Below are 15,518 nucleotides of genomic sequence, written 5' to 3' on the forward strand. Positions count from 1 at the left end.
ACAGTAGGTGTACGGATCGGTCTCCGCATCACAGCCACGCCGGAATCGGACACACCGCCCGTTGGTGAGAGGCCGACCGTCGGTCGGCCCGGGCATCGACATGGTCCCGGTCGTGGCCTACTTCGCCGCGGACCGTGCTTCGACGTCCCAACCGGAGCCATGTTGTCAGCGATGGGCGGTGACGGAGCAGACACTGTCGACGATGATCGCAGGGCGTAGCGTCCCGATGCATGGGACCGGTAGATCGCCTCCGCCGGCGCTGGCTGAGCCTGGGCATCGATATCCGCTTCCTGGTCTTCATGTCCATTGGCGGGATTGTGGGCGACGCACTGGCGTGGGGCGAAGGGATGCGTAATGGCAAGTCACCGACTGCCAGCATCATTTGCACGGTACTGCTGGCCGGGATGTTGATCTACGTGTGGTGGCGGATGTACTACGAGCTGCGGGGACCAGGTTCGACCCACTCTGACGCTGACTCGGCGGACTCCTCCAACGGGCGGAGACCGTGACCTGGCCATTGCCGCTGCGGTGGCGCCTGCTGCTCTTCGGGTGTGGCGTGCTCGTCGGAGCGCTCTGCATCAGGGCCGGCTGGCAACGCGGTGAGTCGAGCGTGGTCTTTCTAGGGCTGAGCCAAGCTGCGCTTTGGCTGGTCACCGGGGTGCGAGCGATCCGAGACCACCGACGTGCCCGCTCCTTCGATCCCGGCGCGTCAGCTACATCCACCAGGCTCGATACGGCCGGACAAGCTCCGGGTGACGCCGCAAGTTGATCAGGGTGATCGCGTACGCGACCGCGAAGAGCGCGTAGCCGACAATCAGCACTATCCGCACCCACGAAAGGGCGTACGACCGAGTCAGGAACACCTGACTGAGGCCGAGCACAACCCACAGGCACGTCGACCAAGCTGCCGCCCGGGGTGACCCCGTCATGTGGAACGGTTGCCGCCGCTTCACCCCACTCTTGATATCGGTTGCCTCGTGCTCGGCTTCACCTGCCACCAGTCGACCATGCCGCAAGAACCTTCGATAGACCAATAGTCAACCCGGAGGTCCGTGGAGTGCGCGTCACCGATGAACTCGATCAGTGTGGCTGAGCCCGGCGTGGCAACTGAAGGCTGACCGCTGACCTCCGGCCACGGAAACCGTCGTCGCCATCGAATTGGCCGAAGAACTGTTCGGCCCGCCGCCAATCACCCACCGGCGCCATCAAGACAATCATCGGCCATCCCCGGCGGTGGAGCCGTCGTGGTCCGATGAGACGGGGCAGTGGTTGAACTGGTCGGTTCCGGCTGCTCGGTCAACTGTCGGTGGTCGCGACCGGGTCGATGTCAGCGGCGTCAGGCTTTGCCCCGGGGCGGTGGGTTGTCTTGGGGAGCAGCGGGGTGTCCGGGGTGCCTGCAGGAACGATGGCGACTCGGTCACCGTCGCGTCGAAGGGTTGGCGCTGGCCCTGGAGTCAGGAACCGGGCTCGGGTGGCCCGGCAACGGAAGCTGTCCTGTTGCGCTACCTCGAAATCGAACTCGACGACGTCGCCGGCTGCCAGGGTGCGGTAGGTGTTGGCCGCGGCCTCGATGTGCGAGAAGTGGACGAAGGCGTCCGTCCCGGCGGGCAGCTCATCCGAGGCTATTGCGCCCCAGCCCTTCTCGGCCTTGAAAAACTTCACGACTCCACGCGCCATGCCCAGAGCATGACGGCCAGTAGCTGCGCGGGTAAACCGGTTTCCCGCTCCGTTGGTCAGCTTGACTCACGGGCCCGCTCGAAGATCGGCTAGTGAGACGGCGCGGGCCGCATCGCTGTGTGTGGCCGAGTCCGTGCAGTCGTCTCGGTTGCCGCTGGCTCAGGCGTCGGGCTCAATCGAGGTGCCGCACATCCGTCACCGGGACCGGCTTCTCGGGGTGGACCAGATGGAAGACGCAGACGCTGTTGCCGTCAGCCACGAGGCGGGCGATCGGTACCTGCCATCTCCCGGCGCCACTTCGCCGGAGAGCTCGGTGGAACCGGGGTGTGAGGTCCGCGGAATCCGGGTCGTCTTGCAGGCCGTCGGTGGCAAGTGCCTGGTGGGCGCAGAAGACACACATCATCGCCGGGACGGCCGGCGGCCGCACCGGAGCGCGACCACTGAAACCAGGGTCGATCTCGTGTACCGGGTATCTGCTCGCATCTTCACGTGATGTCATCTCGGCAGCATGCACCGCCTCATGGAGTACTTGCCGTCGAGCGTGTCCCGTCACTCGATCTGCATGCGAGGGGCGGACCGTGCCTGCACCAACGGACCTTGCCTGCACCAACAGGGGCGTCTCAGGGTCGCTAGACCCCAGGGATGATCGCCGTCGGGCGGAAGTACATGAGGCTTTCCCGGCCATCGTTATGTGAGGTCGCCGTGATCATTTGCGTCGTGACAGCACAGCGCCACGAGCCGATGACGACCGTTCGATCCGAAGACCACTGATGCGCGGCCGCTACCGCAAATGGGAATTATCCGCGCTCGTCTTGGGGCTCGTCGTCGAGGCTGTCGGCCTGGTGTTGACGTTCGTCGGGGACCGGGACTGGGGGTGGATGCTGGTTCTGGGCGGGGTGGCGCTGGTGTTCGTGGTCGCGCGTCGCGTCAAGCTGCGGACGGACGTAGCGGCCAAGCTCAACAAGCAGCGCCATTGGAGCGACGGAGTGAGCTATCGGGACGGCTCGTAGGCTCGAGGTAACGACCTGGAACGTCGAAAATGTGGCTGGCTTCGGCTGGTCGGTCTCGCTACGGGTCGGCGCCAGGGGACCCCCTACCCACAGTTCCGGTTGGGGATCGGGTACCGGGTCATCCGACGCTTCCATCTCAGGGCGGTGAGAAACAAGCCGGCGGCGATCGCTCCGAACTCGACCAGGGGAAGCGTGATGGTGCGATTGTGATGTAAGTCGTTGACAAGCACCCAGGCATTGAGGGCGGAGCAGAGCACCAGGAAAGCGACGCTGGCGATGAGCCCGGTCCGGGCGGCGGAACGACGTGCGGCGACGATGGCAGGAGCGTCCGACTTGGCCACGGGCCGATCATGCGCTCACCACGACTCCGTGTCGACGGTCCGGCCATCTGTCGGGGTCCCGTCAGCCGATCCCCGACGGGGATAACCGTGGGCAACACACCAGGACGATCCGCGACGCTGGTTGACGCGGTAAGTCCGCCCCCGGCCCGTCGGTTCCTCGGCCACGCGGGCGGGCCAGCCGAGGCCGGATGCTCGGTGAGTGGCGCCGTTCGGCTCGGTCGAACGCGCAGGCTTCTTCGGCAGCCGCTGTGAGAATGATTTGCTGGCAACGGATTTCGCCGAGCCAGCCGTTGGCGCGGGCTTTGCCGGGGCACGCGGATCAACGGACGGCGGCGCAGGCCACACACCGGGTGGCCGTCGGACGCACCTCGAGCCGGCCCGCCGGGATGGGTTCGCCGCATCGTTCGCAGATTCCGTACCGGCCGTCCGCCACGCTGGTCAGCGCCGCCCGCACGGCCAGTAACCGTTCCTCGACGGCCCGGTGGGCCCGTTCGATGCGCGACCACTCGGCCGACAGCGGGGCGCCCTCCGGGTCGTGCTCGTCGTCGTCGGAACGGTCCGCCCGCAGCTGCCGGACCTGCCGCAGGGCGCGCTGGTGGACGGCCAACTCCGCGGTGAGCTCGACCTGCTGCTGCTCCAGCCGCGCGCGGTCGCCACCCTGGTTCCCCTCGACGTCGTCCTGCACCCTGCCATCCTGCGCTTGGCGTGCTGGTCCGTGCTGCCGTTGGGCCGCGCTGTGGTTCAGACCCGGGGAGTGGTCGTCGCCCGGTGCTGTGACCGCGAGCGTTCCATCCTCAAGCCCACGTCGCAGGTGTCGGCTCTCTGGTCGGCCGGCTGGACGACCATCGATATTAGCCAGCCCGATGCCCGGGTAAAATCGAACAAACGGCGGCTAGTACACACGTTCGTTTTACGTTATGATGGTTGCATGATGCTGCCCGAGCCAGTGCTCGACATGTCCGCTTGGCGCGCACTCGTGACGGCGGCCCCGGCGTCCGAGCTGCCGCCGTTGTTGGGGTCGCGGCCGGAGCGTCCGGTGGGGTGTTCGGCGCGGGAGTGGGCCAACGTGTTGCTGGATGCGGTGATCGCCCGGCAGCGGTGGGTGGCTTACGAGTCGGCCCGGCAGGTGCATGACCTGGTCGAGCTGTCCGCCGCGGCCGGGGAGGACCCGGGCGGGGTGGAGGAGTTCCTGGCCACCGAACTCGCTCTGGCTCTGGGGGTGGCCGAGTCGACGGCGGGCCGGTATCTGCTGGAGGCGGCCGAGTTGACCGCCCGCTGCCCAGCCACCCTGCACGCGCTGGAGCAGGGCCAGATCTCGCCCGGGAAGGCGTCGGTGATCTGCCGGGGCACCGCTGACCTGACCGGCGAGACCACCGCCCAGGTGGAGGCCGACGTCCTCCCGGCCGCCGGGTCGTTGACGGTGCCGGGGTTGCGGAACGCGGTCGCCCGGTCGGTGATCCGCCGGGACCCCGACGGCGCGCAACGCCGCCACGAGCAGGCCCGCCGCCGACGCTCCGTGTCCCGGCGCAGTGACCTGGACGGGATGGCCTGCCTGTCGTTGTACGGCACCGCGCAGGACGTCGCGGTGATCTGGGACTGCCTGACCGCTGCCGCCGACGCCGGCAAGACAGAGGGGGATGACCGGTCGATCGGGGAACGGCGGGTCCATGCCCTGGTCGACGTGTGCACCGACATCCTCGACCGCGGCCTCCTGCCCGACCGGCCCCTACCGACCACCCAGCGGCGCCGACCGCACCTGCTGGTCACCCTCCCCGCATCAGCTCTGGTGAACCCGGGGTCCGGGCGTGGTGAGGTCGCCGAACTCATCGGGCACGGACCCATCACCCCCGCCCAAGCCCGGGTCATCGCCGCCGACGCCACCTGGCGGCGCCTGACCTGCGACCCCACCAGCGGCGCCCTCCTCGACTACGGAAGGAAGACGTACACGCCGCCGAAAGCGTTGACCGACTTCGTACTCACCCGCGATGCGAGTTGTGTCATGCCGGGCTGCCGGCAACCCGCCCACCGCTGCGATGTCGACCACCGCGAACCCTTCCACCCCGGGCCACCGGGGGCGACACCTCCGCCGAGAACCTGGCCGTCCTGTGCCGCCGCCACCACCGCGCCAAAGACACCGGCGGCTACCAACTCCACCGCACCGAAGACGGCGACCACCACTGGACCACCCCCCTCGGACGCACCTACACCCGAGCACACACCCGACACTGGAACCCACCCGAAACCAGCTCCGCTGCATGGTATCTCGCACGGACGGGATACGACGGTGACCTGCCGCCGTTCTAGCGAACCGACGTCACGTCAATTCCAGCAGCTTTGGCCAGGACGTCGGAGACGGTGGGTACACCTAGGGTGGTCGAGTGAGTGAAGCCCCCGCGGTCGCCGACTCTCGCCGGCCGCTGTCCGCCGCCGGCCTCGCCGCGGCCGTCGGCGGCCTTGCCGGGCGCTGGTCCGTCGAACACGTACCGCAGACCGGTTCGACCAACGCCGATCTCGCCGACCGCCTGACCGACCCGGCCACCGCCCCCGACGTCGCCGACGGCACCGTGCTGGTCACCGAGGAGCAGGTCAGCGGGCGGGGTCGCGCCGGCCGGTCGTGGCACTGCCCGGCTGGGGCCGGGCTGATGTTCTCCGTCGCCCACCGTCTGCCCCGCGTCGCCGGCCCACAGCGGGGCTGGGTCGGCATCGTGCTCGGCGTCGCCGTCGTGGAGGGCCTGCGCGCCGCGACCGGGTTGCCCGCGACCCTGAAATGGCCGAACGACGTCCTGATCGACGACCACAAGTGCGCCGGCGTCCTCGGCGAATTCGCCGGACCGGGGGTGGTCGTCGGGACGGGCATCAACGTGAGCCTGACCCCGGACGAGCTCGCCGCCGCCACGCCGCCCCGAACGCCCGCGGCCACCGCGCCGACCCCGCCCACCTCCCTGTTGGCCGCCGGCTCACCGCTCCTCGACCGGGGTCTGCTGCTCGCCGCCATCCTGGAACGGCTCGGGCACTGGTTCGACCGTTGGGGCCAGGCCGGGGGCGACCCCGTCCGCAGCGGCCTGCGGGACGCCTACCGCGCCCAGTGCGCAACGCTCGGGCGCGCCGTCCGCCTGGATCTGCCCGGTGACCGGCAGATCACCGGTTACGCCGCCGACATCGCCGTCGACGGCGCCATCGTCGTGGTCACCGCCGACGGCACCCGACGCACCTACGGGGCCGCCGACGTCGTGCACCTCCGCCCGGCCAGGCGCACCTAGCCCGTCCACCTGCGACCGACCGCGCCGCACCGCGCTGCACCGCACCGCATCGCCGAAGGAGATCCGATGACCGACGACCGCATCCGCGTGGTCCTGGCCACCCCGCTCGCCCCCGAGCTGCGGTCGATCGTCACCGATGTCGACCCGCGGGTCGACTTCCTCGTCGACGACGAACTGCTGCCCCCGCAGCGCTTCCCGGGCGACCACACCGGGGACCCCGCGTACCGGCGGACCGAGGAACAGGAACGCCGGTTCTTCGAGCTGCTCGCCCAGGGCGACATCCTCTACGGCATCCCCGACGTCGACGCCGGAATGCTGGCGCGCGCCGTGCGCGAGAACCCCCGCCTGCAGTGGGTGCAGACGATGGCCGCCGGCGGCGGCTCCACCGTCAAGGACGCCGACCTGACCGCCGACGAGCTGGACCGGGTCGTCTTCACGACGTCGGCCGGCGTGCACGGGCCGACGCTCACCGAGTTCGCGGTGTTCGGTCTACTGGCCGGGGCCAAGGACCTTCCCCGGCTGCGGGCGCAGCAGCGCCGGCACGAGTGGACCGACCGCTGGGCGATGCGCCAGCTGCACGAGATGACCGTGCTGGTCATCGGTCTCGGCGGGATCGGCGCCGACACCGCCCGCGTGCTGGCCGCGTTCGGGACCACGGTGATCGGCGTGCGCCGTCACCCCGCACCGGTCGAACACGTCGACCGCGTCTACGGGATCGACGAACTGCCGCACGCGTTGTCGCGGGCCGACGGCATCGTCATCACGCTGCCCGGCACCGTCGAGACCGAGGGCCTGTACGACGCGGCCATGATCGCCGCGACGAAGCCCGGCGCCATCGTCGTCAACGTCGGTCGCGGCACCGTCATCGACGAGACCGCACTGCTGGAGGGGTTGGACAGCGGCCGGATCGGCTACGCCGCCCTCGACGTCACCGCCGTCGAGCCGCTGCCGGCCGACTCCCCGCTGTGGGACCGGGACGACGTCCTCATCTCCCCGCACACCGCCGCGCTGAGTTCACTGGAGGACCAGCGGATCGCCGAGCTGTTCGCCGACAACCTGCGGCGCCATCTCGACGGTCGGCCGTTGCGCAACGTCGTCGACACCCGCCACTTCTACTGAGCCGGGGCCCTTTCGTTATGGTCGCCGCATGAGCACCCCGCCGACCACCCCGACCGGTCCGGTCGAGCGGCTGCGCACCCTGCGCGACCAGGTCGACGCGGCCGCCGTCGCCTCCGGTCGGACCGCCGGCGACGTCCAGATCCTGCTGGCCACCAAGACGATCGCGCCGCCGGTCATCCGCGCAGCCCTGGCCGCCGGGTTCGACCTGATCGGGGAGAACCGGGTCCAAGAGGTGGTGGCCAAGGCCGACGACCTCGCCGACCTGCCGCACCGCACCCACCTCATCGGTCACCTGCAGTCCAACAAGGTCAACGCCGTCCTCGACCACGTCGACTGCGTCCAGACCATCGACTCCGCAGGTCTGGCCGGCCGGCTCGACCGGCGCTGCGAAACCCTGGGGCGCACGCTCGACGTGATGATCCAGGTCAACGTCTCGGGGGAGGACAGCAAGTCCGGTGTCGCCCCCCACGAGGTCGACGACCTCGTCGACGCGGTGGTGGCGCTCGAGCGTCTGCGGTTGGTCGGGTTCATGACCATCGGGCTGCGGTCGGACGACCGGTCGGCCGTCCGGGCCGGCTACGCCGACCTCGCCGCCATCCGCGACCGGGTCGTGGGCAGCCGCACCCCGGGCGCGGCGGACGCCGGGCACCTTTCGATGGGGATGAGCGGCGACTGGGCGGACGCCGTCGCCGAGGGCGCCACCATGATCCGCGTCGGCTCGGCGGTGTTCGGGGCTCGCCCACCAGTGGCATGACCGGGCCCCGGGCGAACTCCCGGCGGTAGCGTGTGGCCAGCCTCGAACGTCGCCGGCAGCACTGGCGTTGTCCGGGATGGCCCGACCCGCCCGCCGTGCTCCGGCGTGCTCCGTCACGGAGGTGACCACGGATGCCGTACCCCGACAACCTGCTCGCGCGCGGCGAGCAGGTGATCGTCAACAAGAACCCGCACTGGAAGGTGCTCGTCCTCCCGGTGGTCTTCTTCCTGCTGATCGTCGGCGGCGGAGTCGCCCTGCTGGTCTGGTTGCAGGACTGGCAGTACTTCCACATCGCCTGGATCGTCATCGCCGTCGCCATGCTGATCGGCCTCATCTGGCTGGTCGTGGTGCCCGTGGTGCGGTGGCGCACCGAACACTTCGCCATCTCCAATCACCACGTCTTCTTCCGCACCGGGTTGCTGTCCCGGCGCGAGCACCAGATCCCCCTCGGGCAGATCGCCAACATGGAGACCGAGGTGACGTTCTGGGGTCGCCTGATGGGCTACGGCACCCTCGTCGTCGAGTCGTCCGCCGATCAGCCGCTGAAGTTCCACAACATCGCCGAACTTCCCAAGACCCAGGCCACCCTCAATCAGCTCATCCGGGACGAGCGGGAGGCCTACAGCCGCGGTCGGTGGGGTGACGACGACGTCCTCGACGGCGGTCCGGTCGACAGTGTCGCCCAGGACCGGTCGCCCGAGACCTACCTCGACGACCGCACCCCGAGGTCGGACGACGGCCCGCGGTACACGCCGACCCGCGTGTTCGGGGCCGCCCGGGACGACGACCGGACCGACGGCGGCGACCCGGGGCCGTACGAGGCCGACCACCGGTACGCGCAGGGACGGTCGACTCCCCGTGACGAGGCGCCGCAGTACCAGCCGCCGGCGGCGACGCCGCCGGAGTACGGGGCACCTGCGCACTACGGTGCACCTGCGCAGTCCGACCCGCCCGCCCGGTACGGGGCACCCCAGGAACGCGGCGGACCCCAGCAGTGGGGCGGACCCCAGGAATTCGGCGGACCCCGGGAACGCGGCGGACCCCAGCAGTGGGGCGGACCCCAGCAGTACGCCGCTCCGGGGCACTACGGGGCACCGCATCAGTACGGCGGACCGCCGGCCCCCGGGCCGGGGCAGTCAGGCGGTGGATCGCCGGGCCCGCAGCCCGCCGCACCGGGCGGACCGCAGCACTACGGGCCGCCCGCGGCGTATGGACCCGCCCCCTACTACGGCGCGCCCCAGGACCACCCGGACCCGCCGACGGACCCGTGGCTCAACCGGCCGACGTCCGGACCGGCCGACGCCACGAACGCCGACCCCCGCGATCCGGGTCACCGCACGACCTAGAGTGACGGAGTGACGACCGTGCTGGTGGTGGAGGACGACCCGGCCATCAGCCGTCCATTGACCCGGGCCCTGGAGCGGGAAGGCCACGACGTCGCGGCCGCCGCCACCGGGACCGAAGCGCTCGCCGTGCTGGACGCACCGGCCCACGCCGACGTCACCCTCGTGATCCTCGACCTCGGCCTGCCCGACCTCGACGGACTCGAGGTCTGCCGGCGCATCCGGGCCGGTGGTCGTGACGTGCCCGTCCTGATGCTCACCGCCCGCACCGACGAGGCCGACTTCGTCGTCGGACTGGACGCCGGCGCCGACGACTACGTCGCCAAACCGTTCCGGATGGCCGAGCTGCTGGCCCGGGTCCGGGCGTTGCTGCGCCGTCGCCTGCCGTCGCTGCTGGAGGTCAACGGTGTCCGGGTGGACGCATCGGCCCGGCGGGTCGAGGTCGACGGCACCGAGGTCGTCCTGGCCAACAAGGAATTTGAGCTGCTCCGCGTCATGATGAGCCGCGCCGGGCAGGTGGTCACCCGGGAGGAGATCCTTGCCGAGGTGTGGAACGACCCGGCCCTGAAGGCCTCGAAGACCCTCGACATGCATATGTCCTGGCTGCGCCGAAAACTGGCGGCGGCTCGCCGCACTCCGGACGCCGGCAACCCCATCTCCACGGTCCGCGGAGTCGGCTTCCGGTTCGACGCGTGACCGGACGGGGTGGCCCGGTCTGATGCGTCGCCGCGTCCTGCTGTCCATCCTGCTGGTCATCGCGGCCACCGTGCTGACTCTCGGCGTCCCCCTGTCGGTGATTTCCTGGCGCGTCGTCGACGACCTCGTCCACCGCGACCTGCAGACCCGCCTGGAGAGCGTCGCGGTGTCCATCGCCAACCAGTCGGCGTCATCCGGGCTGGACCTCGGCCAGCTGGCCACCGCGGTCCCGCCGGGTGGCCGTCTCGACATCCGGATGGCCGGTCGCATCGACCAGTCCATCGGCCCGCCCATCAGCGGGGAGACCACTTCCGCGCAACTCGTCATGGCCGGCGGCGGGCTCCTGCGCCTCGCCGTTCCGCAGGACTACCTGCGGACCGAGCAGTGGACGGCGCTTGCGCTGGTGGCCCTGGCCGTCGTGCTGTCCGTCATCGTCGGGACCGGGGTGGCCCTGCTGCTCGCCGGGCGGATCGTCACCCCGTTGTCCGACCTCGCCCGCCGGTCCGCACGGTTGGGAGCCGGTGACTTCCGGACCTTCCGGCGCCGGTACGGGATCGGCGAACTCGACCGGGTGGCCGACGTGCTCGACACGTCCGCGCAGGACATCGCCGCCCTCATCGGCCGCGAACGCGACCTGGCCGGCGACATCTCCCACCAGCTCCGCACCCGGCTGACCGGCCTGCGACTGAGCCTGGAGGAACTCGCCGACCACCCCGACCCGCTCGTCGCCGAGGAGATCCAGGAGGCCCTGGACCAGACCGACCGGCTCGTCACCGTCGTCGACGACCTGCTGGCCAACGCCCGCGCGGAACGGGCAGCCGGCGCGAGCGAGGTCGAACTGGCCGACGAACTGGCCGAGATCGACACCGAATGGGAACCCCGGCTGGTCGAGGCCGGGCGCAGCCTGCTGGTGCGGTGCCCGCGGAACGTGCTGGTCCGGGCCACCCCCGGGCGGTTACGGGAGGCGCTGGCCGTACTGGTGGAGAACTCCCTGCGGCACGGGGCCGGTCCGGTGGAGATCGGGGTGCGGACCGTCGGCGGTCGCAGCGGCGACATGGTCGTCGTCGAGGTGGGCGATCAGGGCCCGGGGGTGCCGGACGCGCTGGTGCCGCACGTCTTCGACCGGGGGGTGTCGACGGCGTCGTCGTCCGGGATCGGACTGGGCCTGGCCCGGGCCTTCGTGGAGGCCGACGGTGGCCGGCTGGAACTCCGCCGGGCCGCACCCCCCGTGTTCGCGATCTTCCTGCGGCGGGCCGGCGAACCGGCCGAGGGTGCTTCGTCCGCGGCTCAGACGGCGGGAGGCAGGTCCGACGTACCCGGATCCTGACGGTGGCCCTTGCGCTTCTCGACCACCTCGTGGATCTCCTGGTCGACCTCGACCATCTCGTCCGGGAACACCCACCGGCGGTAGGCCCAGAAGCGGAAAGCCATGCCCAGCAGGGTGCCGACGATGTTGGCGGCGATGAAGTCGGAGATGGAGACGAACAGCCGCGTGTGGTTCATCGTGTTGAACCCCAGCACGTATTGGGAGATTGCCAGCGGGATCAGGTTGACCAGCAGCGCCGTCCCGTTGACCGCGAAGAACAGCATGGCCTCGTGGTGCCGTTCGCGGCCGCCGCGGTTGCTGAACGACCACTCGCGGTTCAGCACGTAGCTGACCACGGTGGCCACGAGGATGGAGATGGCCTTCGCGGTGATGACCTTGTTCTCCAGCACGGTGTGCGAGAGGAACGTGAAAAGGCCGATGTCCACGATGTACGAGACGCCCCCGACCACGGCGAACTTCGCCAGCTCGCGGTACTTGGCGGGCATGCGCTCCCGCAGGCTGTCGATCAGGGTCACCGAGCGATCCTACGGCCGGGGTCGGTCCGGGCGGGGGCGACGACGCCGCACGGCGTCCCGACCAGCGCCGACAGCACCCGGGTGAGAACAACCTCTCCCGCAGGCAACCTCGGCCGCGGTCGCGACCGACGCCGCTCGGGGCGCGGTCAGCCGGCGTCGGTGGGCGGGGTGCCAGCGGCTGGAGTGGACACCACCACCGGGTGCACCGTGCACGTCACCGGCACGGCGCGACCCGCCGTATCCAGGAAGAGCAGGGGCAGCGGGCCGGGCGGCTGCCCGGACCCCACGAGGATCCGCAGGGCGGTGATCTCACCGGAGCAGAGCAGGCGGCGGTCGCTCTCGGCGATGCAACCGTCCGGGACGACGGGGAACGTGACGTCGTCGCTGTCGGAGACCACGACCAACCCGCCGGGCCGGCTCACCCCGGCGGCCGGCACCGCGACCACGTCGACGGCGGCGGCGCCACCGGCGGGGATCTCGCTCGGACCGGTCAGCCGCACCTCGGCGATACCGGAGGCCACCGACAACGGGACGGACACCGGCCGGTCGCCGATCGCCACGGTCAGGGCGGACTCCGTGTGGGCGTCGGGGGCCACGTCGAGGGTCGCCTCCAGCGCCAGGCGGCCCTGGACCGGGATGGCCGGGAGGGTGACCGAGCACTGGTGGGGATCGGCACACGCGACGGTCGTGGTCTCGTCGGCGGCCGCGACCCGGTCGGCGGGGTCGGACGGTTCGGCGGGCAGCAGCAGGGCCACGCGGATGTCCCGAAGGCTGACCCCCTCCGGTGCGGTGACCAGGGCGGTCGACGCGGTGGTGGCCCCGGTCGGCTCACCCGGGCCGACCATCTCGATGGCGACCTGGGCCGCGGCCCCGGCGACCACCGGCTGCGGTGTCGGCGGGACGACCACCACGGGCAGCACCGGCAACGGGGGCTCGTCGGTCGGGACCGGGGGGTTGTCGGTCGGGGCCGGATCCGTCGAGGTGGTCGGCGCCGGCTCGCTGGTGCTGGGCGGCGGGGTCTGCGACGGGTCGGTGGTCGGGGGGACGGTCGCGGTCGACGACGGCGACGCCGAGGTGGTGGCCGACGTCTGGGAGGACGCGGTCGGGGCCGGGGTCCCGGTGTCGCCGGGGGGCTGGTCCGGGTCGGGCGGCGGATCCTCGCTCGAGGTCGGGGCGACTGTGGTCGTCGCGGCGGGCCCCGGGTCAGGAGTTTCCGTGGACGTGTCCGAGGCCGGGGCGCTCGTACCCGACTCAGCCGGAGTAGGGGTCGGAGCGGTCGTCGGGGGGTCCGGGGTCGGCGTCGGCGTCGGCGTGGCGTCGGGGGCCGGGGTCGGCGTCGGGGTCGGATCGACCGGGGGCCCGACCGGCTGGGGGGCGGGAGAGGACGGAGCGGTGGGCGTCGGCGCCGTGGATGTCACGCTCGGTGCGGACGTCGTGGACGGCACCTCGATGGAGGTGGCCGGAACGGGTGTCGTCGTGCCCGGCGGCGTCACCACCGGGACCGACGGGGCGCCGAGGGACAGGTCGATACCGGACCCGGTACCGCCGGTGCCGTCGGCCGGCACGCTGGGCAGACCGATGCCCGTCGGGAGCAGGCTGAACTGCTCCGACGTCGAGACCGGGGTGGCGTCGGTGACCGGGGCAGCGGTCGGTGTGGTCGATGTCGAGGTGTCGACGACGGGGTCAAGCGGTGCGGTGGACGCGGGTGTGTGCGCGGTGGGGTCCGCGATCGTCGTCGAGGTGGCGTCCGGGCCGATTGCCTGGTTGTTGACCGACGACTCCACGACGATCGTGTTGGCCGGCGCCGCCCCCGCCTCGATCTGCGGGGCCGGCGCGACGTTCGACAGGGCGATGACCGAGCCGGTGACGGCGGCCGCGGCTGCGGCGGTGCCGACGGCCAGTAGACCGGTCGCCGCGGCCGAGGCCCCGGCGACGGCAGCGCCCCCGACGACCGCACCCACTCCGGCGGCGCCCACCCCGACGGCACCGAGTCCCGCCGCGCCGACGCCGAGGCCGGCAGCACCCACCCCGGCGGCGGCGACGCCGGCTCCCGCGCCCACGCCGGCCACCGTTCCGGTGGCCACCACGCCGGTCGCGCCGACCAGGTGCGCGGCTCCGGCGGTCAGGCCGACGGCGCTGCCCGCGCCGGTGGCCGCGGCCGTGGAAGCACCCGCGGTCGCGGCGCCGACCGTGCCCACCCCGGAGGCCGATCCGACGGCGCCCAGGCTGCTCACGGTGCCGGCCGTGCCCGTGGCGCCGGCCACGCCCGCGGCGCCGGCGGTCCCGGCCGAACCGGCGACGCCGGCGGTCGCGGCCGAACCGGCGACGCCGGACCCGGATCCGGCGAGGGCCGCGCCGGCCGGGGCCACTCCGAAGAGCCCGGCCGCCAGCGGAGCGATCGGGCCAAGGCTGGCGAGATAGCCCGCCGCGGCGGCGCCCAGCAGCACCGGCGCGAGCAGGGCCCGCAGTCCGGTGTTGACCTCCTGCAGCTCGGCGCCCAGCGCCCGGCATCGCTCGCATCCGGCGAGATGCGCGTCGACCTGCGTCTTCTCTCGCCGGGACAGGCCGTTGCGGGTCCAGGCGCCCAGGCGTTCGACCGTCGTCCGGCACGATTCGCCGGCGGTGTCGGCCAGGTGGGCTTGCAGGTACGCCTCCCGCAGACCCTCCCGGGCCCGGAACGCCAAGGAGGACACCGCGCCCGGGGCCATGCCCAGGAGCGCGCCGACCGCCGCCGGTGATTCGCCCTCCACCTGCGTGTGCCAGAGGACCGCCTGCCAGCGTTCGGGCAACCGGGCGAAGGCGGTCGCCACCAGGCCATTCTCGACCTGCGCCACCACCGGGTCGTCACCGGCGACGGCCTGGTCGTGCCCGGTCATGTCGTCGGTGAACTGCAGCCGCCGGTCCTTGCGGGTGCGGTCGTAGGCCGTGTTGCGCAGGGAGGTGAACAGGTACGCGCGGAACGCGGTGTCCGGGCCGTGCCCGGTGAGCAGCTGGTCGAGGACGCGGGCGAACGCCTCGGAGACCAGATCGTCGGCCTCGGCGGGTGAGCGGGCGAACTGACGGGCCAGCGTGGTGGCCGCACTGCTGTGCCGCCGGTAGAGCTCACCGAAGGCGGAACGGTCGCCGCCGCGCACCTGGGTGATCAGTTCGGGGTCGCTGACGACATCGGCGAGCTCGCCGTGCCACTCCTCGCTGCTGCTCACCGCACCCCCGCCCGGCCGCGTCCGGACGCCGGAAAGGTCATTGTGACGTACGGGGCACCCTGCGTCTGCCCAGCAGACGGTGATCCTGCATGCCCGGGTGGCCGGCCGTCCGGGTTCGTCGACCGATACCCGGGGCCGGCCTCACCACATCGGGTGAACGGACCCGGCCGAGCGAATTTTTCGCGCCGTTCGCGTGATGCCCCGCCCGGTCGGCCGTCTCTGCTGTGAGCGTCCGCCGAGTGAACGGTCCCCGGCCGGGGGATTGTGGAATGG

General features: G+C 71.6%; 13 protein-coding genes. 8 read left to right on the forward strand and 5 right to left on the reverse strand.

Annotated features, from left to right (window positions below):
* Positions 1–1,296 precede the first annotated feature (1,296 nt).
* Positions 1,297–1,677: a cold-shock protein gene (locus FDO65_RS15370; protein WP_137450533.1), complete on the reverse strand. Its 381-nt coding sequence runs from the start codon at positions 1,675–1,677 to the stop codon at positions 1,297–1,299.
* Between the two features lie 770 nt (positions 1,678–2,447).
* On the opposite strand from FDO65_RS15370, the gene FDO65_RS15375 reads away from it, so the two are divergent.
* Positions 2,448–2,687 (forward strand): hypothetical protein, encoded by a 240-nt coding sequence (locus FDO65_RS15375; protein ID WP_137450534.1) that lies wholly within the window; start codon positions 2,448–2,450, stop codon positions 2,685–2,687.
* Between the two features lie 83 nt (positions 2,688–2,770).
* Here FDO65_RS15375 and FDO65_RS15380 read toward each other — a convergent pair whose 3' ends face one another.
* Entirely contained in the window at positions 2,771–3,028 is a 258-nt protein-coding gene (locus FDO65_RS15380; protein ID WP_137450535.1) for a hypothetical protein, read from the reverse strand.
* 319 nt (positions 3,029–3,347) lie between these two features.
* Positions 3,348–3,713 carry a TraR/DksA family transcriptional regulator gene (locus FDO65_RS15385; protein ID WP_137450536.1) on the reverse strand — a complete coding sequence of 122 codons (366 nt, stop codon included), beginning with the start codon at positions 3,711–3,713 and terminating at the stop codon, positions 3,348–3,350.
* Between the two features lie 243 nt (positions 3,714–3,956).
* Between FDO65_RS15385 and FDO65_RS15390 the strand changes: the two genes are divergently transcribed.
* From FDO65_RS15390 to FDO65_RS15420, 7 genes are all read left to right on the forward strand, one after another.
* A complete protein-coding gene (locus FDO65_RS15390; protein WP_137450537.1) occupies positions 3,957–5,414 on the forward strand; it encodes a DUF222 domain-containing protein in 1,458 nt (485 codons plus the stop codon).
* Positions 5,407–6,288: a biotin--[acetyl-CoA-carboxylase] ligase gene (locus FDO65_RS15395; protein ID WP_137450538.1), complete on the forward strand. Its 882-nt coding sequence runs from the start codon at positions 5,407–5,409 to the stop codon at positions 6,286–6,288. The genes FDO65_RS15390 and FDO65_RS15395 overlap by 8 nt, the downstream gene beginning before the upstream one ends.
* A gap of 66 nt (positions 6,289–6,354) precedes the next feature.
* Positions 6,355–7,407 (forward strand): D-2-hydroxyacid dehydrogenase, encoded by a 1,053-nt coding sequence (locus FDO65_RS15400; protein ID WP_137450539.1) that lies wholly within the window; start codon positions 6,355–6,357, stop codon positions 7,405–7,407.
* A 28-nt stretch (positions 7,408–7,435) separates the two neighbouring features.
* Positions 7,436–8,161, forward strand: a complete 726-nt coding sequence (locus tag FDO65_RS15405; protein WP_137450540.1) for a YggS family pyridoxal phosphate-dependent enzyme — start codon at positions 7,436–7,438, stop codon at positions 8,159–8,161.
* A gap of 131 nt (positions 8,162–8,292) precedes the next feature.
* Positions 8,293–9,507 (forward strand): PH domain-containing protein, encoded by a 1,215-nt coding sequence (locus FDO65_RS15410; RefSeq protein ID WP_137450541.1) that lies wholly within the window; start codon positions 8,293–8,295, stop codon positions 9,505–9,507.
* Positions 9,508–9,516: 9 nt separating this feature from the next.
* On the forward strand, positions 9,517–10,200 hold the full coding sequence (locus tag FDO65_RS15415; protein WP_137450542.1) for a response regulator transcription factor: 684 nt from the start codon (positions 9,517–9,519) through the stop codon (positions 10,198–10,200).
* Positions 10,201–10,222: 22 nt separating this feature from the next.
* The gene (locus FDO65_RS15420; protein ID WP_137450543.1) at positions 10,223–11,527 is read left to right on the forward strand and encodes an ATP-binding protein; all 1,305 of its coding nucleotides are present in this window, start codon (positions 10,223–10,225) and stop codon (positions 11,525–11,527) included.
* Here the strand turns inward: FDO65_RS15420 and FDO65_RS15425 are convergent.
* A complete protein-coding gene (locus FDO65_RS15425) occupies positions 11,488–12,042 on the reverse strand; it encodes a GtrA family protein (RefSeq protein WP_205850061.1) in 555 nt (184 codons plus the stop codon). The two genes, FDO65_RS15420 and FDO65_RS15425, sit on opposite strands and share 40 nt — an antisense overlap.
* A 146-nt stretch (positions 12,043–12,188) precedes the next feature.
* Positions 12,189–15,245 carry a sigma-70 family RNA polymerase sigma factor gene (locus tag FDO65_RS23120; RefSeq protein ID WP_166442209.1) on the reverse strand — a complete coding sequence of 1,019 codons (3,057 nt, stop codon included), beginning with the start codon at positions 15,243–15,245 and terminating at the stop codon, positions 12,189–12,191.
* Positions 15,246–15,518 lie beyond the last annotated feature (273 nt).

The sequence above is a fragment of the Nakamurella flava genome, from assembly GCF_005298075.1.
Taxonomy (GTDB): Bacteria; Actinomycetota; Actinomycetes; order Mycobacteriales; family Nakamurellaceae; genus Nakamurella; species Nakamurella flava.

Excerpts from the sequence above, each read along its gene's own strand:
- FDO65_RS15370 (WP_137450533.1), bottom strand. The coding sequence starts at position 1,677 with ATGGCGCGTGGAGTCGTGAAGTTTTTCAAGGCCGAGAAGGGCTGGGGC.
- FDO65_RS15375 (WP_137450534.1), top strand. The coding sequence starts at position 2,448 with ATGCGCGGCCGCTACCGCAAATGGGAATTATCCGCGCTCGTCTTGGGG.
- FDO65_RS15390 (WP_137450537.1), top strand. The coding sequence starts at position 3,957 with ATGATGCTGCCCGAGCCAGTGCTCGACATGTCCGCTTGGCGCGCACTC.
- FDO65_RS15400 (WP_137450539.1), top strand. The coding sequence starts at position 6,355 with ATGACCGACGACCGCATCCGCGTGGTCCTGGCCACCCCGCTCGCCCCC.
- FDO65_RS15405 (WP_137450540.1), top strand. The coding sequence starts at position 7,436 with ATGAGCACCCCGCCGACCACCCCGACCGGTCCGGTCGAGCGGCTGCGC.
- FDO65_RS15410 (WP_137450541.1), top strand. The coding sequence starts at position 8,293 with ATGCCGTACCCCGACAACCTGCTCGCGCGCGGCGAGCAGGTGATCGTC.
- FDO65_RS15420 (WP_137450543.1), top strand. The coding sequence starts at position 10,223 with ATGCGTCGCCGCGTCCTGCTGTCCATCCTGCTGGTCATCGCGGCCACC.